Below are 17,810 nucleotides of genomic sequence, written 5' to 3'. Positions count from 1 at the left end.
ATGTCTTACCTTAGGCCAGGACATGCGGAGAGGCAAGGCGGCGGCCCGGCATTTTTCCGCCAGACCGCCGGACAGCATCAGACCATGGCCGCGCGCTGCTGGCGATGCATCAGCCAGAACACCGCCACGCCGGCCAGCACGATGCCCGGCGCTGAGGCTGCCATCACCCCGACGGTGCCGGTGCCGAGGGCCAGCATCTTGCCGGCCAGCAAAGGGCCGCTCATCGCCCCGAGGCGGCCCACCGCCACGGCGGTGCCGACCCCGGTAGCGCGGATCGCCGCGGGATAGAAGAGCGGCGCCAGCGCGTAGAGCACGCTCTGGCCGCCGGTGGCGAACAGCCCGGCCACAAACCCCGCCAGCAGCATCCCGCTCAGCGTCGACGCACTGCCCAGCGCCAGCAGCGATGCCAGAATGCCGCTGTATATCAGCAGCGACATGCGCAGCGGAGTAAGCTTATCCATCAGCGCGCCCAGCAGCAAAGTGCCGCAGGCGGCGCCGATCTGCAGAGAGAACATCACCCCCGCCGCCTGGCTGGCGCTGAACCCCTGGCCCACCAGCAGCATCGGCAGCCAGTTGATGAGCATATAGACCACCAGCAGGGTGAAGAAATAGCCCAGCCACAGCAGCAGCGTGGCGGCAGCATGTCCCGGGGCAAACAGGGTGCGCAGCGGTACGCTGGTCTCCACGCGCTGAAACGCCTGCGACTCCGGCAGCCAGCGCATCAACAGCGGGATCAGCAGCAGCGGGACCACGCCGCCAATCCAGAAGATGGTCTGCCAGGCCGCGGCGAGGCCAGAGAACCCCAGCGCCGCCGCCAGCGCGGCGCCAATGGGCACGCCGCAGTACATCAGGCTCACCGCCCGGCCGCGAAAGCGTGGGCCAGCGGCTTCCGAGGTTAAGGCAATCAGGTTCGGCAATGCCGCCCCCAGCCCGACGCCGGTGAGCAGGCGCGCCAGCAGCAGCGTCGGGAAGCTCCAGGCCACCGCGGTGGCCAGCGAGAACAGGCCAAACAACAGCACCGAGCTCAGCAGGATGCGTTTGCGCCCGTGGCGGTCCGCCAGCATGCCGCCCACCAGCGCGCCGGGCAGCAAGCCGAGGATCCCGGCGCTGAAGATCCAGCCCATCTGCATTTTATCCAGCGCAAAGGCCTGCGCCATGCCGACGGCGGCGATCCCCGCCGCCTGCAGATCCAGCCCCTCCATCAGGGCCACCATAAAACAGAGCCCGATGGTGACCATCAGGCGCGAGGAGTTTGCGGTCGTTATCTTGGTCATAGGGTACCTTGGCGATAGCCGGACAAGCGGATCAGGTGATGGGCGGCTGATGCGTGGTCAGCCGCGCGTTGTTATTTTTGGCGGTTAAGCAGATCCAGCGCGACGTCGACGATCATATCCTCCTGGCCGCCGACCATCCGCCGTTTGCCCAGCTCGACGAGAATATCCACCGCGCTGAGGCCATAGCGCGCCGCCGCCGCTTCGCTGTGGCGCAGGAAGCTGGAGTAGACCCCGGCGTAGCCCAGCGCCAGCGTTTCGCGGTCGACGCGCACCGGGCGGTCCTGCAGCGGCCGCACCAGCTCGTCGGCGGCGTTCATCAGCGCATAGAGATCGGTGCCATGTTGCCAGCCGAGCTTGTCGGCGGCGGCAATAAACACCTCCAGCGGCGCATTGCCCGCCCCCGCCCCCATCCCGGCCAGGCTAGCGTCTATGCGATCGCAGCCCTCTTCCACCGCGACGATAGAGTTGGCCACCCCGAGGCTCAGGTTATGGTGGGCATGCATCCCGGTGGCGGTCTCCGGCTTCAGCACCGCCTTCAGCGCGCGGAAGCGGTCGCGAATGTCGTTCATGGTCATCGCCCCGCCGGAATCCACCACGTAGATGCAGGTCGCCCCATAGGATTCCATCTTCAGCGCCTGCTGCGCCAGCGCCTGCGGGGAGATCATATGGCTCATCATCAGAAAACCGACGGTGTCCATTCCCAGCTCGCGGGCAAAGGCAATATGCTGCGCCGCGACGTCCGCTTCGCTGCAGTGGGTGGCGACCCGCACCACCCGCGCCCCGGCCTGATACGCGGCTTTCAGGTCGTGCAGCGTGCCGATGCCCGGCAGCAGCAAGGTGGCGATTTTCGCCTGGCTGACCACCGCCGCCGCTGCTTCAATCCAGGCGATATCACTGTGGGCGCCAAAGCCGTAGTTGAAGCTGGATCCCTGCAGCCCATCGCCGTGGGCCACTTCGATGGAGTCGACCCCCGCCTTATCCAGCGCGCCGGCAATCTGCTGCACCTGCGCCAGGGAATACTGGTGACGAATGGCGTGCATGCCATCGCGCAGCGTCACGTCCGAGATATAAAGTTTTTTACCGTTCATGCTGTCGCTCCCGCCGCGCTGTTCATTGCCCCGGCCATTTGCTCCGCCGTCGCCAGCGCCGCTGAGGTCATAATATCGAGGTTGCCGGCGTACGCCGGCAGATAGTGCGCCGCCCCTTCCACTTCGAGGTAAACCGCGGTTTTCAGGCCGGAAAAACGGCCCACGCCGGGGAGGTTGACCGGCTTATCCTCAGGGATAACCTCAAACTGCACCTGCTGCTTCAGCCGGTAGCCAGGCACGTAAGCCTGCACCGCCGCCGCCATCTCGGCGATCGAGGCGGCAATCGCCTCCTGCGACGCTAGCTCGCTCAGGACGTAGACGGTATCGCGCATCATTAGCGGCGGCTCCGCCGGGTTGAGCACGATAATCGCCTTGCCCTTGCCCGCGCCGCCCACTTTTTCAATCGCCTGCGAGGTGGTTTCGGTGAATTCGTCGATATTCGCTCGCGTGCCCGGCCCGGCGGATTGACTGGCGATGGAGGCCACGATCTCTGCATAATGCACTTTCGCCACCCGCGAAACCGCGGCGACCATCGGGATGGTCGCCTGGCCGCCGCAGGTCACCATATTGACGTTGCCCTTGTGGAGGTTGGCCGCGAGGTTGACCACCGGCACGCAGTATGGGCCAATCGCCGCCGGCGTCAGGTCGATGACGCGGATCCCCGGCTTCGCTTCGCGCAGCGCGGCATCGTTTTTGATGTGCGCCCCGGCGCTGGTGGCGTCAAAAACAAAATCGATGTCGGCAAATTCCGCCATCTGCATCAGGCCGCCCACCCCTTCGTGGGTGGTCGCGACGCCCATGCGCCGGGCGCGGGCCAGGCCATCCGACTGCGGGTCGATGCCGACCATCACCGCCATCTCCAGATGCTGGCCGTGGCGCAGGATTTTAATCATTAAATCGGTGCCGATATTCCCGGAGCCGATAATGGCGACTTTACGTTTACGCATCACGATGTCCTTCTCCGGCGGCGACGAAGCGTGCCGCAACTGAGCCAATACCTTCGATATGGGCGACAAAGCTGTCCCCCTCGTTAATCGCCACCATCGGGCCTAACGCCCCGGTCAGCACGATATCCCCCGCCCGCAGCGGTTCGCCGAGACTCGCCAGCTTGCGCGCCAGCCAGACCGCGGCGTTCAGCGGATGCCCCAGGCACTCGCTGCCGCGGCCGCTGGAGACCAGCTCCTGGTTGCGGGTCATCCGCATGGCGCACTGCTTCAGATCCAGTCCTGCCGGGCGCTGCGCCGGGCCGCCGATGACGTACAGGCCGCAGGAGGCGTTATCGGCGACAGTGTCGACAAAGCCGATTGACCAGTCGCGAATCCGGCTGCCCACCACCTCCAGCGCCGGCAGCAGCCATTCGATGGCGTTATACAGTTCATCAAAAGTGGTATCGGCATGGGGCAAATCATGTTTCAGCACCAGGGCGATCTCGGCCTCCACCTTCGGCTGCAGCACGCGGCCAAACGGCACGTCGGCGTTGTCGCCGTAGCACATGTCGGCAAACAGGGTGCCGAAATCCGGCTGGTTGACCCCCAGCTGCTGCTGCACTTTGGGATGGGTCAGGCCCACCTTGCGGCCCACTACCCGCCGGCCATGGGCCACGTGGTGCTGAACGTTCAGGCGCTGGATGGCGTAGGCGGCGTCGGCGTTGTCGACGCCGAGGATATCGCGCAGCGGGGCGATCGCCTGGCCGGTCCGTTCGGCGTCGCGCAGCTGCTGCGCCAGCGCGTCAAGAGAAAAAGTCATCATCACTCCTTAAGCCCGTGCGAGGAAATTGAGCACCAGCTGATTAAAACTGTCGGCATGTTCCCACTGCGCCCAGTGGCCGCAGTCGCGGTAAATATGCAGCTCAGAGTCGGCGATCCCGGCGAGCAGGCGCAGCCCGGCGTCCATCGGCACGAAGCGGTCGTTGCGTCCCCAGACGATCAGAGTTGGCGCAGCGATCTCGCCGAGCCGCGGGCCAAAGTCAGGGAACTGCTTCGGGTTGGCTTCGAGGCTCTTGACGAAGTTGTCCAGATGGTCGCGGCGCGACAGCATATTGTTCAGCCGCGCCTCGAACAGCGCGTCAGTGAGGTCGCGGGTGTCAAAGACGAAAATGCTCATCATCTTCTTCAGGTTTTCAATGGTCGGCTCGCGGTACAGGGCGTTCAGCAGCTTGATGCCCTCCGCCGGCATCGGCGTGAACAGGCTCATGCCGCCGGTCCCCCCGCCCATCAGCACCAGCTTAGCCACCCGCTCCGGCCAGCTCAGGGTGAAGGCCACTGCGCTGTGGCCGCCCATCGAGTTGCCCAGCAGATGGACTTTATCGATCCCCAGCTGATCGACCACGCTTTTCAAAATGCGGGCGTTGAGATCCGAACGCGAGCCGCTGTTGATGATCGAATCGCTCTTCCCCCACCCCGGACAGTCGAGGAGCAGCACGCGATAGCCCGCCTCGACCAGCGGGTCAATATTGCGGCTGAAGTTGGCCCAGCCGGTAGCCCCCGGCCCGGAGCCGTGGAGCATCACCACGGTCTCTTTCCCGTCGCCGCAGTCATTGATATGGATACGCAGCGTGCGGCCCCCTTCGTCGACGTTGAGGAATCGGCTGGTGGCGGCTTCGGTTTGCGGTTGATAGCTCATGTTAGTCTCCCGGTTAATCAAATCTCGGTGGTGGCGCTCAGCGAGCCGAATCCGGCGATCCACTCGGGGATCGGCCGGTAATAGCGGCCTTCGCTACGCCAGCGGCCAAAAGCGGATAGCGCGGCAAAGGCGGCCACCCAGGTCTTAATTTCGTGCGTCGATTTGCCGGCCATCGCCGACAGCTCGTCGTTGCCGATCGCGTCCAGTTCGCTCAACCGCCCCTGCTCCAGCAGGCTCATAAAGCGGTTGTCCCACACCGGATTAAGGGGATGGAGCGAGCGCGGGTCCTCGGTAAACCGGCGGGCGGCGCTGATCACCCGCTGCTGGCGCAGCTCGCGTTCGTCCGGCGGCAGCTGTTTGCCGCTGCCGAGCAGGCGGTGGCGCAGATGGGCGTCGGCCTTCGCCAGCTCCGGCACAGGCGGCTGGTGCGACAGCCCGCCAGAGCCGAGGATCAGCACCCGCTTATTGAGGGTGTTGAGGAAGCGGCCCATCGCCTCGCCAAGCTGCCGGGTGCGTTGAAAACCCGGTAGCGGCGCGGCGACGCCGTTAATAAACACCGGCAGCACCGGCAGGCGATCCAGCCCACCCAGCAAAAACTCCAGCGGCTGGGCGAAGCCATGGTCCACCTGCATGTTGTACGACACCGCCAGGTCGATACCGCTGTTGAGCACGGCGTGAGCGCAGGCTTCCGCCAGCTCGGTGGGCACCGGCAGGTCGCCGGCGGCGCTGGCGAAGTCGCCGATGGCGGTGGCGCCGACGCCGAGGCAGAACGGCGGCATCACGTCATAGAAAAAACCGTTGTAGTGATCGGGGGCGAAGAGCACCACCAGTTCGGGATCGAATTCAGCGATCCGCCGCCGGGCGTCGGCAATCACCCCGTTGACCTCATCAAGGACCGCCTGCTCCGGGTCAACGAATCCCACCAGCGGGGTGTGCGACAGACAGTGCAGATAGGCATGCATATCAGGCCACCTTCTCTTCAGCGTGGGCGGTATCCCCGGCTGCGAGGGTCATTTTTTCCGCCAGGGCGGTCAGCTGCGCGCCGAGGGTTTGCGGGATAGCGAGGGCGGCGACAAAGCGGTCCGGCCTGACCACAGCGATGGCGGTGTGATGTTGCGCAAACCAGCTCTTCAGTCGGTTTTGCTTATCCCCCACCCGCAGCGTGCCCGGAGCGTTATCCTGCTCGCGGTGGATCTGCACCTCCGGCACCACCTGAATAAAGCGCACCCCTATCGCGCGCCAGCGAGCGATCTGCCCGGCGTCGAGCCCCCACTGCGGGTTGCAGCCCCAGCCGATAATGGCGAAATTCGCCCCGATAACCTCGTCGAGCAGGAGGCTCTCGCCATTCTCCAGCGTCACCTGCGGTTGAATAAACATTTTGCCCACCGGCGAGGATTTATCTGTGCCATCGGTCAGCAGCGCCCCCTCGCGATACTGCGGCATCGGCTTAAAGCGCATTTCGAGGAAGTAACGTTTCACCGGCGGCAGGTAGTTCAGCAGCCACGAGAGGCCATCGCGCACGGCCCCCTGCCAGCGCTTCGGCGGCGCCAGCACGTGGCCGGCGGTCACCGACAGGTCAATCATCGCCTTCGCGTGGTCGCGACGCTCCTGCTGGTAGCTGTCAAGCAGCGCCTCTCCCGCTTTGCCGTTGACCACCAGCGCCAGCTTCCACGCCAGGTTGAAGGCGTCGCGCATGCCACTGTTGTATCCCTGGCCCTGCCAGACCGGCATGATGTGCGCGGCGTCGCCGGCCAGCAGCACCCGGTCAATGCGAAAGCGCTCGGCAAGGCGCGCGTTATGGGTGTAGACCCGCTGGCGGATCAGTTCGACGCGATCCGGGTCCGGTAGCACTTTGCTCAGCAGGCGGCGCATATTGTGCGGCTCGCTGAGCTGGGCTTCGGTTTCCCCGGGCATCACCATAAATTCAAAGCGGCGCACGCCGTGTGGCAGCGCAGCGGAAACATAGGGCCGCACCGGGTCGCAGCACAGATAGACGTGCGGGGTGGCCAGCGGGTCGTTGGCAATATCGATGACGATCCACTGATTCGGCGCGGTCTTGCCTTCAAAGGGGACGTTCAGCGTACGGCGAATAAAGCTGGCGCCGCCGTCGCAGGCCACCAGCCAGTCCGCGCGCACCGTCTCCCGCTCGCCGTCCGGCCCTTTGATATTTAACGTGACACTGTCACTGTTCTGACTAAAGGCTTCCACCTCGCGGGAGAAGAGGCAACGGACCTGTGGGAAACGCTGCAGGCCGTGATACATCACCGCATCCACCTGCGGCTGGATAAAGGCGTTGCGCCGCGACCAGCCAAACTCATCGGTCATCGGCTGGATGTCGGCAAAGCAGCGGCCCTTCGGGGTCAGAAAGCGCATGGCGTGCCACGGCGTGGTGTGCGGCAGCACGTCATCCACCAGCCCCACCGCCTGCATCGCCCGCAGCGATTCATCGTCAATACCGATGGCCCGCGGGTAATCGATCAGTTTGTCGAGCTTTTCCACCAGCAGCACGCTGATGCCCATCTGGCCAAGGTAGTTGGCCATCATCAGGCCTACCGGACCGGCGCCGGCGATGGCGACCTGGGCGGTATGCTGCACGGCGGGTTGAATATCGGGTGTAGATGTTGTCATTCTCAGCGACCTCACGACTCGGAAACGGCCAGACCGGCAGGCCATTTGTTAATCATGTGTAAACGTATTTTTATAATGGGCTGAGTATAGGGCGGGGGTTTTCGGCTACAATCAAAACATCATCGAATGTGCACCAGGTGCACGGCTCTGTTTATAAAGCGTTTTCAGGAGGGTTTGATGCATGACGATGGGTCCACAGCGTACAAAACGGTGCGCGGATTAAGCAGGGGTTTATTGTTATTAAAATTGTTAAATAAATTCGACGGCGGCGCGACGCCGGGCCTGCTGGCGGAGTTTAGCGGCCTGCATCGCACCACCGTGCGCCGGCTGCTTGAGACGCTGCAGGAGGAGGGTTTTGTCCGCCGCAGCCGCTCCGATGACAGCTTTCGCCTGACCATTAACGTCCGCCAGCTGAGCGACGGATTTCGTGACGAACATTGGATTTCTGCCCTCGCCACGCCGCTGCTCGGCGAGCTGCTGCGCGAAGTACAGTGGCCGACAGACATCACCACCCTCGACGTCGACGCCATGGTGGTGCGCGAGACTACCCACCGCTTCAGCCGACTGTCGTTTCACCGGGCGATGGTCGGACGGCGACTGCCGCTGCTGCTCACCGCCTCCGGTCTGACGTGGCTGGCCTTTGCTCCCGACGCGGAGCGCGACGCCATCGTCAGCATGCTGGCCGCCCGTCCGGAAGCGGAGTATCAGCTGGCCCGTGAGCCGGAGCGGTTGGCGGCGATCCTCGCCCGCACCCGCCAGAACGGCTATGGAGAAAACTTCCGCGGCTGGCGGCAGGAGGAGAAAATCGCCTCTATCGCCGTGCCGGTCTGCAGCCAGCAGCGGGTCATCGGCTGCCTCAACCTGGTCTATATCGCCAGCGCCATGACCATTGAGCAGGCGGCGCAAAAGCATCTCTCTACGCTGCAGAGGGTGGCGGGCCAGATAGAGGCGCGCATGGAGGATCAAGAAGTGTGGTACGAAATGCCTTGATCGTAGTGAGGGTAAACGCGATCAACCATTGCGCCCGGCGTCGTTATATAATTTAATACACAACGAATTTTTCACGCCATTCGGGCCAGATCATGCCAAAACACCCCTTACTGCTGGGCCTGACGCTGCTCAGCGCCAGCCTGTTCACCGGTCAGGCCTTCGCCGACCGCACTGTCACCGACCAGCTGGGTCGCCAGGTCACCCTCCCCGACCACGTCACCCGCGTCGTGGTTCTGCAGCATCAGACGCTCAACCTGCTGGTGCAACTGCATGCCGCTGAGGATATCGTCGGCGTCTTAAGCAGCTGGAAGAAACAGCTCGGGCCGCAGTTCGCCCGCTTTATGCCCGAGATCGGGCAACTGGCGACCCCGGGCGATCTCACTCAGGTCAATATTGAAAGCCTGCTGGCGCTGCGTCCGCAGGTGGTTTTCGTCGCCAACTATGCGCCGCCGGCGATGATCGCGCGGATCCAACAGGCCGGGATCCCGGTGGTGGCCATTTCGCTGCGCCAGGATGCCGCTGGGGAAAAAAGTAAAATGAACCCCACCATGGCTGACGAGGAGCAGGCCTATAACGCCGGACTGGTAGAGGGGATCCGCCTTATCGGCGAGGTCGTCGAACGCCAGCCCGAGGCCGAGGCGCTGATTCACTACACCTTTGAGGCGCGTAAGCAAGCCAATGCGCCGGTGGCCGATATTCCCCAGAACCAGCGGGTGCGGGTGTATATGGCCAACCCCGATCTGAATACCTACGGCGCCGGCAAATACACCGGTCTGATGATGGCGCACGCCGGGGCGCTGAACGTGGCGGCCGCCAGCGTAACAGGCGCCCGTCAGGTGTCGCTGGAGCAGGTGCTGGCGTGGAACCCGCAGGTGATCTTCGTCCAGGACCGTTATCCGCAGGTGGTCAAACAGATAGAGAACGACCCGCAGTGGCAGGCGATCGATGCGGTGAAACATCACCGCGTGTGGCTGATGCCGGAGTACGCCAAAGCCTGGGGTTACCCGATGCCGGAGGCCCTGGCGCTGGGCGAGCTGTGGATGGCGAAAAAACTCTACCCTTCGCGTTACCAGAACATCGATGTGGACAGTAAAGCCAGGGATTACTATCAACGCTTTTACCGCGTAGCGTGGACGCCAGATGCCCGCTAACCACCGTCCCTGGCTGTTGCAGGGCAGCCTGGCGCTGGCGACGCTGGCGATCGCAGTCGCCTCTCTCTGTTTCGGCCAGTTCCCGTTAAGCCTGAGCGCCGTTGGCCACACCCTGATCCATCTCCCACCAGGCGAAGGGGTGATCGGACAGATCGTCTGGTCGGTTCGCCTGCCGCGCGTGGTCATAGCTTTGCTGGCCGGGGGCGCGCTGGGGCTGTGCGGCGCTACCTTACAGGGCGTGTTCCAGAACCCGCTGGTCGACCCGCACATCATCGGAGTGACCTCTGGCTCCGCCTTCGGCGGCACGCTGGCGATCCTGTTGGGCGTCGGCGGCCTGCTGATGATGGCCTCGACCTTTTTCTTTGGCCTCGTCGCGCTGGGGCTGATTTACGCCCTCGCCGCCCTGCAGGGGCGGGACAGCACGCTGGGGCTGATTCTGTCCGGGATCATCCTCAGCGGCTTCTTCGCCGCGCTGGTCAGCCTGATGCAGTACCTCGCCGACAGCGAAGAGACGTTACCAAACATTGTCTTCTGGCTGCTCGGCAGCTTCGCAACCGCCAGCTGGCATAAGGTACTGCTCATGATCCTGCCCATGGCGGTGGCCGCCGGGGTGTTGTGGAAGCTGCGCTGGCGAATCAATCTGTTGGCGCTGGAGGAGCGCGATGCCCGCAGTCTTGGCGTTCCGGTGGCCGCGCTGCGTCGCGCCGTGCTGGTCTGCTGCGCGGTGCTGGTGGCAGCGCAAGTGGCGGTCAGCGGCAGCATCGCCTGGATGGGACTGGTGGTCCCGCACCTCGCCCGTCTGCTGGTGGGCGCCGACCATCGTCGCCTGCTGCCCGCCGCCTTCTGGCTCGGCGCCGCCCTGATGCTGGTGGTGGACGATATGGCGCGCACGCTGACGCAGGCGGAAATCCCGATCGGGATCATCACAGTCCTGCTCGGCGCGCCGCTGTTTACCTTGTTGCTGGTGCAATCCCGACGCCGGAATACGCTCCAATGAACCGCTCATTGTCGCTGGAAGCGCTACGTTACGGCCACCGTCAGCCGCTCTTCGCCCCGCTCACGCTGGCCTGCCGTCCCGGCGAGATCTGGGCGGTGCTGGGCGCCAATGGCCGGGGAAAAAGTACTCTGCTGGATACCCTGACCGGCGTGCTGCCACCGCTGAGCGGCCGGGCGCAGTGCGAGGGCGGCGTCGCCCTGGTTCCGCAGTCGTTTCGTCCCGCTTTCCGCTGGCGAGTGAGCGATGTGGTGCTGATGGGCCGCGCCCGGCACGTGGATCTCTTTGCCCAGCCGGACGAGGAGGATGCCCGGCGGGTTGAGCAGGCGCTGGCGCAGCTGGGGATTGCCGCCCTGGCCGGGGATGACTTCGACGCGCTCTCCGGCGGCCAGCAGCAGCTGGTGCTGATTGCCCGCGCGCTGGTCAGCGCCAGTCAGAATATCCTGCTGGATGAGCCCTGCTCGGCGTTGGATCTCGGTAACCAGCAGGTGGTGCTCCAGCTGATCGACGACCTCGCTCACCGCCAGGCGCGCACCGTCCTGTTCACCACCCATGATCCGAATCATGCGCTACAGGTGGCCAGCCATACGCTGCTGCTTCTGCCGGAGGGCCAGTGGCTGGCGGGCGAGACTGCCGAAGTGCTGAGCGAAACGCACCTCCGGCAAGCATACGGCCTGCCAGTACGTCTGATCTACCATCCCGCGTCCGCGTCCCCTCTGCTGGCGCCGGGGTTTACTCTGCGTCGCTGAACGGCATAAAACCCGCCTGCCGGAGATACCCCTGGCCAACGTCGCCGAGGATAAAGCGATACAGGGCCAGCGCGGCGGGATCGGCACTGAGGCGCGCCAACTGGTAATCGCAGCGAATATTCCACGCTGCCGGGATGGTCAGGGTACGCAGATCGTCGCAGGAGGCCAGCGCGGGGGCATAGTGCGCGTAGCCGATAAACAGATCCGCCAGATTCTGGCGAATGAGCCACGCGCCGGCTATCTCTCCCGGCGGCACGCTCAGTGAGTCTCTGCCGCCGACCAGCGGCTGCGCCCGCCCGGCCATCGCGTTGCCCAACCCTGGATAGCGCGCCTCAATTCGGGCGAACAGCTGCCAGGTATAATCTCCTGACGGATCGCAGCCCGGCGTGGAGGTTGCCAGCCGCAGGCGGGGCGTGCTGAGCAGCGCCAGCCAGTCCAGGCCATCGTTGTCCGGCGACCGCCTGGCGGTCAGCATCAACTGGTTGCCGGCAAATCCCTGGCATTCCTGCGCCAGACCCGCCTGGAGCAGCGCCTGCGGGTGCGCCGCGTTGGCGGAAGCAAAAACCGCGCACGGGGTCCCGGCCTCGATCCGCTCGCGCAGCAGGCCGGCAGGGCCAAACTGCGCATCGACCGCCAGGCCAGTCTGCTGCTGAAAGTACGCCACCAGCGGCAGAAAAGCGCTTTTCAGGCTTCCCGCCGCCAGCAGCGTGAGAGGAGTGGACATTATAGATCGTCGCTATAAACCGGATAATATAGCGCTATATTACCCGGTTTGCCGCCACGTCAGTAGCGAATTTCCGCCAGCGCCCGGAGCTGTTCAGGGGTGGCTACCGGCAGGTCGAAAAAGCGCAGATAGGCGGGGATCATTTCAAACAGCATGTCGGTCCCGCGCTGGATGGGGCACTGTCGCGCCTGGGCGGCCCTCAGCAGCGGGGTATACTCCTGGGTCATCACCACCTCCCCCACCCAGGTGCCAGGCGCCAGACGGTCCACGTCCAGCGGCAGCGGATCGCTGACCTTCATCCCCAGCGGCGTGGCGTTAACCACCAGCTCGTGTCCGGCCGGATCGCGCTGCATCAGGGTGATATCGAGCTGCGGATAGTGCTGATGCAGCCGTCCGGCGAGAGCGTGCGCCACCTCCGGTCGGGTATCGTACAGGGTCAGAGCGCTAACCCCTGCCGCCGCGAGAGAGGCGGCGATAGCCGACCCCACTCCGCCGTTGCCGACCACCAGCGCCCGCGTCCCCTCAGGATGAAATCCTTTGCGGCGCAGGCCCAGCACAAAGCCGTCACCATCGAACATGTCCCCGGAGAGGCTGCCGTCCGCCTCGCGACGGATGGCGTTACAGGCGCCGGCGATAGCCGCCGTCGGGCTCAGGCGCTGCACCAGCTCGCAGGTGGCGATTTTATGCGGCATCGTCACCAGCGCGCCGATGATATTGGTCATCGTAAACAGCGGCGGAATAAACGCGGCATAGTCCTCCGGTTTGACCCCCATCGGCACCACCTTCACGTCCACCTGCTGGTCGACAAACCACGGGTTGTAGATCATCGGCGCCTTAAAACTGGCGGTCGGATAGCCAAGATGCGCTATCAGCCGCGTATTCCCACTAATCACCATGCCTTGCTCCTTTGTTTACTGCGATAACTCGATACGTTTGACGTCGCCGAGGATAAACAGATAGGCCACCACACCCAGCAGCGCGGCGCCGCCGATGTAGATCAACGCGTAGAAGAAATTGCCGAACCCGGCGACGATAAAGCCGATCACCAGCGGGGTGAGGATCCCCGCGAGGTTGGCGCAAAAGTTGAACAGGCCACCGGTAAGTCCGCCCAGCCCCTTCGGGGCGATGTCGGAGATCAGCGTCCAGCCGAGGCCCACCATCCCCTGGCCAAAAAAGGCAAACGACATCACCAGGATCACCGCCAGGTCACTCTGCAGCCAGTTGGCGGAGATGATACAGCTGGCCATCAGCAGGCCAGCGACGATCGGCAGCTTACGCCCCAGGTTGGCCGACCCGGTGGCTTTGAGCAGCTTGTCGGAGATCCAGCCGCCAAACATCACCCCACCGGCGGCGGCGACAAACGGCAGGATGGAAAAGAAACCAACCTTCAGCCACGGCATATGGCGTTCGGTGGCCAGCCAGGTCGGGAACCAGGTGAGAAAGAACACCAGCACGGTATTGCCGGCAAACTGACCGATGCTGGCGCCGATGATCTGGCGTTTGCTCAGCAGCTGGCGGACCAGCGGCCAGCTGAACGCCACCTGCTGGTCCGTCGGGGCGCTCAGGCCGCCGCCGTTTTCGATATGCTCACGCTCCTGCTGGCTGAGACGAGGATCTTCATGCGGTTCGCGGTAGCAGCGCCACCACACCAGGGCAAACAGAATGCCAACCGCGCCGACGCTGACGAACAGCACCCGCCAGCCGAAGCCATCCATGATCCAGAACAGCAGCGGGGCAAAGCAGGCCAGCCCAAGATACTCCCCCACGGTGTACACCGCCGTGGCCTTCGCGCGCTCCTGCTGCGGGAACCAGGCGCTGACCACCCGGCTATTGACCGGAAAGCACGGCGCTTCGCTGACGCCAAGCCCGAAACGGCACAGCAGCAGCGTTTTCAGCCCCACCGCCATGCCGTGGAACAGGGTAAACAGCGACCACAGGGTCAGCGACAGAAAATAGGTGACTTTGTTGCCAAAGCGGTCAAGAAACAGCCCGCCGGGGATTTGCGCCAGGGCGTAGGTCCAGGCGAAAGCGGAGAAAAGTATCCCCATGATCGCTGGATCGATCCCCAGCTCAGCGGTGAGCTTTGGGGCGGCGATCCCCAGCACGGTGCGGTCGAGGTAGTTGATCATGGTGCCGATGGCCAGCAGCGCAAGAATGCCGATGCGCCGCCGGGAGCGGCGCGCGGTGACGGCCGGCTGGGCGGCAGCCGTCGGGTTAGGGCTATATGAGCTCATAGTCAGTTCCTGTCTCGGGTACAGAGGGTGTTGTTATTGTGTTTCAGGCATAATGAACCATTTGATTCAGGCTAACAATACTGCATCGCTGCCAGGCGGACGGCCGCATTCGCCGCGCCATAGAGCGCGTAGCCTGCCCGTCGTTCGGTTAATTCAAAGAAGAAGCGCCCGGCGGTGAAGGGCCGGGTATACAGGTGCAGGAACGCCCCGCCCTGCGGATCGCGGTCGTAGAGAAGCTGCCGCCGCTGGAGCTGCCCGACGTCCAACTCGCCGCCAAAACGCGCCAGCAGATCGTCATAGTAATTGGCCGGGATCGGCAGCGCATGGCCGGCAACCGCGGCGAGCTGGTCGCAGGTGGCCGGCAGATCGCGGCAGGCAAAGGCGGCATGCTGCAGCCCTGCCCCCTGGTAGCAGGCGACCGATCGGGCGATCTGCGTCGCCCGGCTCTGGGAGATATTCAGCGCCAGGCGGATATCGCCCTGCGGGCTGCGCACTGCCAGACTGCGCACCAGTCCATAGGGGTCCGGCAGCATCTGCTCATGTTCAAGGGTAAAGCCAAACACCGTGCGGAAGAACATCACCCAGTTGTCGCGGCTGTCTGCCTCCATCCCCAGCGCCAGATGGTCGATACCGAGGTAATCTTCGCGCACCGTCAAACCGTCGCGCAGGAGAAAATCGCGCTCGTAGATCGCCTCTCCGGCGTCGATCAGATAGACCAGGCTGCCGTCAGGGGCGCAGATCGCCGGGATCGGCGTCTCGTTCGGCCCGGCGTCGCCCTGCCAGGTGGCATACCCCAGCGCGCGGGCGCGAGCGACAATCGGCGCACTGCTGTCGACCCGCAGCGCCATCGCACAGAGCGATACCCCATGGCGTTGATAAAAGTGATCGGCCCAGCTGTGGGGCTGATGGTTAATCACGATCCGCGCCCCGCCGTTGCGCCACAGCGTGACCTGTTTGGAGCGGTGGCTTCCCTCGTGCTGAAAACCCAAAGCCTGCAGATGCTGCCCCAGGCGCTGCGCCTCGGCGACGCTGGCGGCGAATTCAATAAACTCCAGCCCGTGATAGTTCGGCAACGGCGGCGGTGAAAACAGATCGGCATCGCACGCCGGGAGCCGGCGTCGAGTCTGCTCCTCCAGCCACAGCAGCGAACGATAACCATCTTTGGCCGTCGCGCCGTTTGGCGAGGCGCGAAAACCGTCATTAAAGATCTCCAGCGACCAGGGACCGCGATAGCCGCAGCGGGTGATCTGCTCGGCAAACGCCTCCAGCGGCAGCTCCCCCTGCCCGGGGAAGCAGCGGAAATGGCGACTCCACTCCAGGAGATCCATTTTCATATACGGCGCATCGGCGAGCTGAACGAAGGTGATTTTCTCCACCGGCACCGATGGCAGCGCGTCGAGGGTGTCGCCCCGGGCCAGGATATGGAAGCTGTCGAGCACCAGGCCCAGCGCCGGGCTGTCCACCTGCTGCACCCGCTCCCAGGCCTGATGCCAGCGGTTCACATGGGTTCCCCAGGCCAGCGCCTCATAGCCGATTACGATCCCCTCCTCTTCCGCCAACGTGGCCAGCGCCCGCAGGTCCGCCACCTGCAGTTCGCTATCCGCCGAGCAGTCCGGCTGCACATTGCTGCACAGCAGCAGCGTGTCGCAGCCCAGCTCGCGCATCAGCGCAAATTTGCGTCTGGCGCGGGTCATATTGGCCGCAAACTGCGCCCGGCTGGCGCCTTCAAAATCGCGAAAGGGTTGAAAAAGCGTGATTTTTAACCCTAAATCGGCGGCCAGCTGGCGGATTTCCGCCGGCGTCCCCGTATAATAGAGCAGATCGTTCTCGAAAATTTCCACACCCTGATAGCCCGCCGCCGCAATAGCGTGCAGCTTCTCTGGCAGGGTGCCGGAAATCGAAACGGTGGCGATAGAGCGCAGCATAAGGTCCTCGGGTCAATAGCTGACGTGAGTCTTGAATATGTATCATTTGGTTCATTTGCGCCATACCAGGTTGCTAAATTGTGATCATTATGTGTATTTTTTGTCACCCAAGAAAAAGGAGTTGCCATGACCGTCGTTGCTCATGATGAAGCACAATCTCTGAAGGAGCGGATCTTCAGCGCCGCTATCGCCGTCTTTGCCGAACACGGGCTGTCAGGCGCCCGCATGGAGCAGATCGCCACCGAGGCGCAGACCACCAAGCGCATGGTGGTCTACTACTTCAAAAGCAAAGAGCAGCTCTATCAGGAGGTGCTGCAGCATGTGTATGCGCGGATCCGCGAAACCGAGCAGCAGTTGGGGCTGGAGAATGTGCCGCCGGTAGAGGCGCTGGTGCGGCTGGTGCGCTGGAGCGTGCGCTATCACGCCACCCATGCGGACTATATGCGGGTGATTTGCATGGAGAACATGCAGCGCGGCAAGTGGCTGAAGACCTCAGGGGATCTGAAGCCGCTGAATCGAACCGCCCTGTCGATTCTGGAAGACATTTTGCAACGCGGCCAACAGCAGGGCGTCTTTCAGGCGGGGCTGGAAGCGCGCGATGTCCACCGGTTGATCAGCAGCTTCAGCTTTTATCAGGTGTCAAATTTCTACACCTTCAGCAGTCTGTACCTTGACGATCCGCTGCCCGCCATTGACGATGAAGCGATGGTGGCCCACCACTGCGACATTGCCGTCCGGGCGGTGGTCCGCTTTGTGATTTCCTGACCCGCCGGCGAAAGGCGTCAGTGTCCGGAGAGGGCGTGAATGACCTTCGCCATCGCCTCCTCGGTGAGCGGTGAACGCTGGATTTTGCTGTTCGCCAGCGAGGTGCGCAACACGCCGGCGATGACAATGTGTTTTGGCTCCTGACCAAGGTCACGCATCTCCAGCACCACTTTGCCCACCACGCGGCACATTTCCTGGTACAGCTCGTCGTCTTTCGCTTTATTTCCCATTGAGTCTGGCTCGCATTTTCTCATTATCAATCAAATCATTATTGATAGATTTTTCCGGCAACGCAAATCATCCCACCGTTAACGGCTCAATGGGGTATTTTAGCGCCTCATGATGTCAGTAAAATCCCTTTCTTACACCCCTTTTCATGCCGCCTGATGAAATATTGTGTTGCGTAGTTTTATGCATAACGTGCCGGTTTTGTTACGCGTTTTGTCCATAATTTGAAACGAGGTTTTTATTTTCCTTTTTGATTTCGGCAGCGTATAATGCGCTTCGATTCTTTCTTGAATGGTTTCAGCGCATTGGACTGCATGATAAAACGCATAACACCTTGCCACATTTCATGGGCTGAACCGCCAGCACACATTCTTCTGCACGCTTCAGGGTTGTCACCTATCCTTAGGGCGTGGCTTAGCAACTTTCGTAATACAGGTT

At 63.2% G+C, this 17,810-nt stretch carries 18 protein-coding genes; 5 read left to right on the top strand and 13 right to left on the bottom strand.

What is annotated here, in order from left to right; all coding sequences use genetic code 11:
• Window positions 1-77 precede the first annotated feature (77 nt).
• The 7 genes from mhpT to GT756_RS08605 all read right to left on the bottom strand — a co-directional run bounded on the left by mhpT (window position 78) and on the right by GT756_RS08605 (window position 7,612).
• Entirely contained in the window at window positions 78-1,274 is a 1,197-nt protein-coding gene (gene mhpT / locus GT756_RS08635; RefSeq protein ID WP_004203051.1) for a 3-(3-hydroxy-phenyl)propionate transporter MhpT, read from the bottom strand.
• Window positions 1,275-1,345: 71 nt separating this feature from the next.
• Window positions 1,346-2,362, bottom strand: coding sequence for a 4-hydroxy-2-oxovalerate aldolase (gene mhpE, locus GT756_RS08630; RefSeq protein WP_053810242.1), 1,017 nt, complete (start codon window positions 2,360-2,362; stop codon window positions 1,346-1,348).
• Entirely contained in the window at window positions 2,359-3,309 is a 951-nt protein-coding gene (gene mhpF / locus GT756_RS08625) for an acetaldehyde dehydrogenase (protein ID WP_064177698.1), read from the bottom strand. The genes mhpE and mhpF overlap by 4 nt, the downstream gene beginning before the upstream one ends.
• Window positions 3,302-4,108 carry a 2-keto-4-pentenoate hydratase gene (mhpD, locus tag GT756_RS08620; RefSeq protein ID WP_064177697.1) on the bottom strand — a complete coding sequence of 269 codons (807 nt, stop codon included), beginning with the start codon at window positions 4,106-4,108 and terminating at the stop codon, window positions 3,302-3,304. Before mhpD ends, mhpF begins: the two co-directional genes overlap by 8 nt.
• A gap of 9 nt (window positions 4,109-4,117) precedes the next feature.
• Window positions 4,118-4,984 carry a 2-hydroxy-6-oxonona-2,4-dienedioate hydrolase gene (gene mhpC / locus GT756_RS08615; protein WP_160124709.1) on the bottom strand — a complete coding sequence of 289 codons (867 nt, stop codon included), beginning with the start codon at window positions 4,982-4,984 and terminating at the stop codon, window positions 4,118-4,120.
• A 17-nt stretch (window positions 4,985-5,001) separates the two neighbouring features.
• Complete coding sequence (gene mhpB, locus GT756_RS08610) at window positions 5,002-5,946, bottom strand: 2,3-dihydroxyphenylpropionate/2,3-dihydroxicinnamic acid 1,2-dioxygenase (protein ID WP_017901284.1); 945 nt, start codon at window positions 5,944-5,946, stop codon at window positions 5,002-5,004.
• 1 nt (window position 5,947) lies between these two features.
• Entirely contained in the window at window positions 5,948-7,612 is a 1,665-nt protein-coding gene (locus tag GT756_RS08605) for a bifunctional 3-(3-hydroxy-phenyl)propionate/3-hydroxycinnamic acid hydroxylase (protein ID WP_160124708.1), read from the bottom strand.
• 177 nt (window positions 7,613-7,789) lie between these two features.
• On the opposite strand from GT756_RS08605, the gene GT756_RS08600 reads away from it, so the two are divergent.
• From GT756_RS08600 to GT756_RS08585, 4 genes are all read left to right on the top strand, one after another.
• A complete protein-coding gene (locus tag GT756_RS08600) occupies window positions 7,790-8,602 on the top strand; it encodes a DNA-binding transcriptional regulator (RefSeq protein WP_049092554.1) in 813 nt (270 codons plus the stop codon).
• 92 nt (window positions 8,603-8,694) lie between these two features.
• Window positions 8,695-9,753, top strand: a complete 1,059-nt coding sequence (locus GT756_RS08595) for an ABC transporter substrate-binding protein (protein WP_004203060.1) — start codon at window positions 8,695-8,697, stop codon at window positions 9,751-9,753.
• Window positions 9,743-10,750 carry an iron ABC transporter permease gene (locus tag GT756_RS08590; RefSeq protein ID WP_160124707.1) on the top strand — a complete coding sequence of 336 codons (1,008 nt, stop codon included), beginning with the start codon at window positions 9,743-9,745 and terminating at the stop codon, window positions 10,748-10,750. Before GT756_RS08595 ends, GT756_RS08590 begins: the two co-directional genes overlap by 11 nt.
• Window positions 10,747-11,496: an ABC transporter ATP-binding protein gene (locus GT756_RS08585; protein WP_004203063.1), complete on the top strand. Its 750-nt coding sequence runs from the start codon at window positions 10,747-10,749 to the stop codon at window positions 11,494-11,496. The genes GT756_RS08590 and GT756_RS08585 overlap by 4 nt, the downstream gene beginning before the upstream one ends.
• Here GT756_RS08585 and GT756_RS08580 read toward each other — a convergent pair.
• The 4 genes from GT756_RS08580 to GT756_RS08565 form a co-directional block, all read right to left on the bottom strand.
• Complete coding sequence (locus GT756_RS08580) at window positions 11,480-12,223, bottom strand: substrate-binding domain-containing protein (protein ID WP_032431073.1); 744 nt, start codon at window positions 12,221-12,223, stop codon at window positions 11,480-11,482. The two genes, GT756_RS08585 and GT756_RS08580, sit on opposite strands and share 17 nt — an antisense overlap.
• A 56-nt stretch (window positions 12,224-12,279) precedes the next feature.
• Window positions 12,280-13,116 carry a shikimate dehydrogenase gene (locus GT756_RS08575; RefSeq protein WP_032456243.1) on the bottom strand — a complete coding sequence of 279 codons (837 nt, stop codon included), beginning with the start codon at window positions 13,114-13,116 and terminating at the stop codon, window positions 12,280-12,282.
• A gap of 15 nt (window positions 13,117-13,131) precedes the next feature.
• A complete protein-coding gene (locus GT756_RS08570) occupies window positions 13,132-14,454 on the bottom strand; it encodes an MFS transporter (RefSeq protein WP_004203068.1) in 1,323 nt (440 codons plus the stop codon).
• Window positions 14,455-14,525: 71 nt separating this feature from the next.
• The gene (locus tag GT756_RS08565) at window positions 14,526-16,379 is read right to left on the bottom strand and encodes a bifunctional sugar phosphate isomerase/epimerase/4-hydroxyphenylpyruvate dioxygenase family protein (RefSeq protein ID WP_160124706.1); all 1,854 of its coding nucleotides are present in this window, start codon (window positions 16,377-16,379) and stop codon (window positions 14,526-14,528) included.
• A gap of 126 nt (window positions 16,380-16,505) precedes the next feature.
• On the opposite strand from GT756_RS08565, the gene GT756_RS08560 reads away from it, so the two are divergent.
• Entirely contained in the window at window positions 16,506-17,144 is a 639-nt protein-coding gene (locus tag GT756_RS08560) for a TetR/AcrR family transcriptional regulator (protein ID WP_017900845.1), read from the top strand.
• Between the two features lie 17 nt (window positions 17,145-17,161).
• Here the strand turns inward: GT756_RS08560 and fumD are convergent, their stop codons facing one another.
• Window positions 17,162-17,374, bottom strand: a complete 213-nt coding sequence (fumD, locus tag GT756_RS08555; protein WP_004203074.1) for a fumarate hydratase FumD — start codon at window positions 17,372-17,374, stop codon at window positions 17,162-17,164.
• A 236-nt stretch (window positions 17,375-17,610) separates the two neighbouring features.
• Entirely contained in the window at window positions 17,611-17,742 is a 132-nt protein-coding gene (locus tag GT756_RS25835; protein WP_004217210.1) for a hypothetical protein, read from the bottom strand.
• Window positions 17,743-17,810 lie beyond the last annotated feature (68 nt).

This window comes from Klebsiella sp. Q2 (assembly GCF_009900705.1).
Lineage (GTDB): Bacteria > Pseudomonadota > Gammaproteobacteria > Enterobacterales > Enterobacteriaceae > Klebsiella > Klebsiella quasipneumoniae.
The sequence above is the reverse complement of the archived record's forward strand: the minus strand, read 5'-3'. Positions and strand labels throughout refer to the sequence as shown.

Bases quoted from the DNA above. Each gene is read 5' to 3' on its own strand.
- mhpT (WP_004203051.1), bottom strand. From the start codon at position 1,274: ATGACCAAGATAACGACCGCAAACTCCTCGCGCCTGATGGTCACCATC.
- mhpE (WP_053810242.1), bottom strand. From the start codon at position 2,362: ATGAACGGTAAAAAACTTTATATCTCGGACGTGACGCTGCGCGATGGC.
- mhpF (WP_064177698.1), bottom strand. From the start codon at position 3,309: ATGCGTAAACGTAAAGTCGCCATTATCGGCTCCGGGAATATCGGCACC.
- mhpD (WP_064177697.1), bottom strand. From the start codon at position 4,108: ATGACTTTTTCTCTTGACGCGCTGGCGCAGCAGCTGCGCGACGCCGAA.
- mhpC (WP_160124709.1), bottom strand. From the start codon at position 4,984: ATGAGCTATCAACCGCAAACCGAAGCCGCCACCAGCCGATTCCTCAAC.
- mhpB (WP_017901284.1), bottom strand. From the start codon at position 5,946: ATGCATGCCTATCTGCACTGTCTGTCGCACACCCCGCTGGTGGGATTC.
- GT756_RS08605 (WP_160124708.1), bottom strand. From the start codon at position 7,612: ATGACAACATCTACACCCGATATTCAACCCGCCGTGCAGCATACCGCC.
- GT756_RS08600 (WP_049092554.1), top strand. From the start codon at position 7,790: ATGCATGACGATGGGTCCACAGCGTACAAAACGGTGCGCGGATTAAGC.
- GT756_RS08595 (WP_004203060.1), top strand. From the start codon at position 8,695: ATGCCAAAACACCCCTTACTGCTGGGCCTGACGCTGCTCAGCGCCAGC.
- GT756_RS08590 (WP_160124707.1), top strand. From the start codon at position 9,743: ATGCCCGCTAACCACCGTCCCTGGCTGTTGCAGGGCAGCCTGGCGCTG.
- GT756_RS08585 (WP_004203063.1), top strand. From the start codon at position 10,747: ATGAACCGCTCATTGTCGCTGGAAGCGCTACGTTACGGCCACCGTCAG.
- GT756_RS08575 (WP_032456243.1), bottom strand. From the start codon at position 13,116: ATGGTGATTAGTGGGAATACGCGGCTGATAGCGCATCTTGGCTATCCG.
- GT756_RS08570 (WP_004203068.1), bottom strand. From the start codon at position 14,454: ATGAGCTCATATAGCCCTAACCCGACGGCTGCCGCCCAGCCGGCCGTC.
- GT756_RS08565 (WP_160124706.1), bottom strand. From the start codon at position 16,379: ATGCTGCGCTCTATCGCCACCGTTTCGATTTCCGGCACCCTGCCAGAG.
- GT756_RS08560 (WP_017900845.1), top strand. From the start codon at position 16,506: ATGACCGTCGTTGCTCATGATGAAGCACAATCTCTGAAGGAGCGGATC.
- fumD (WP_004203074.1), bottom strand. From the start codon at position 17,374: ATGGGAAATAAAGCGAAAGACGACGAGCTGTACCAGGAAATGTGCCGC.
- GT756_RS25835 (WP_004217210.1), bottom strand. From the start codon at position 17,742: ATGTGTGCTGGCGGTTCAGCCCATGAAATGTGGCAAGGTGTTATGCGT.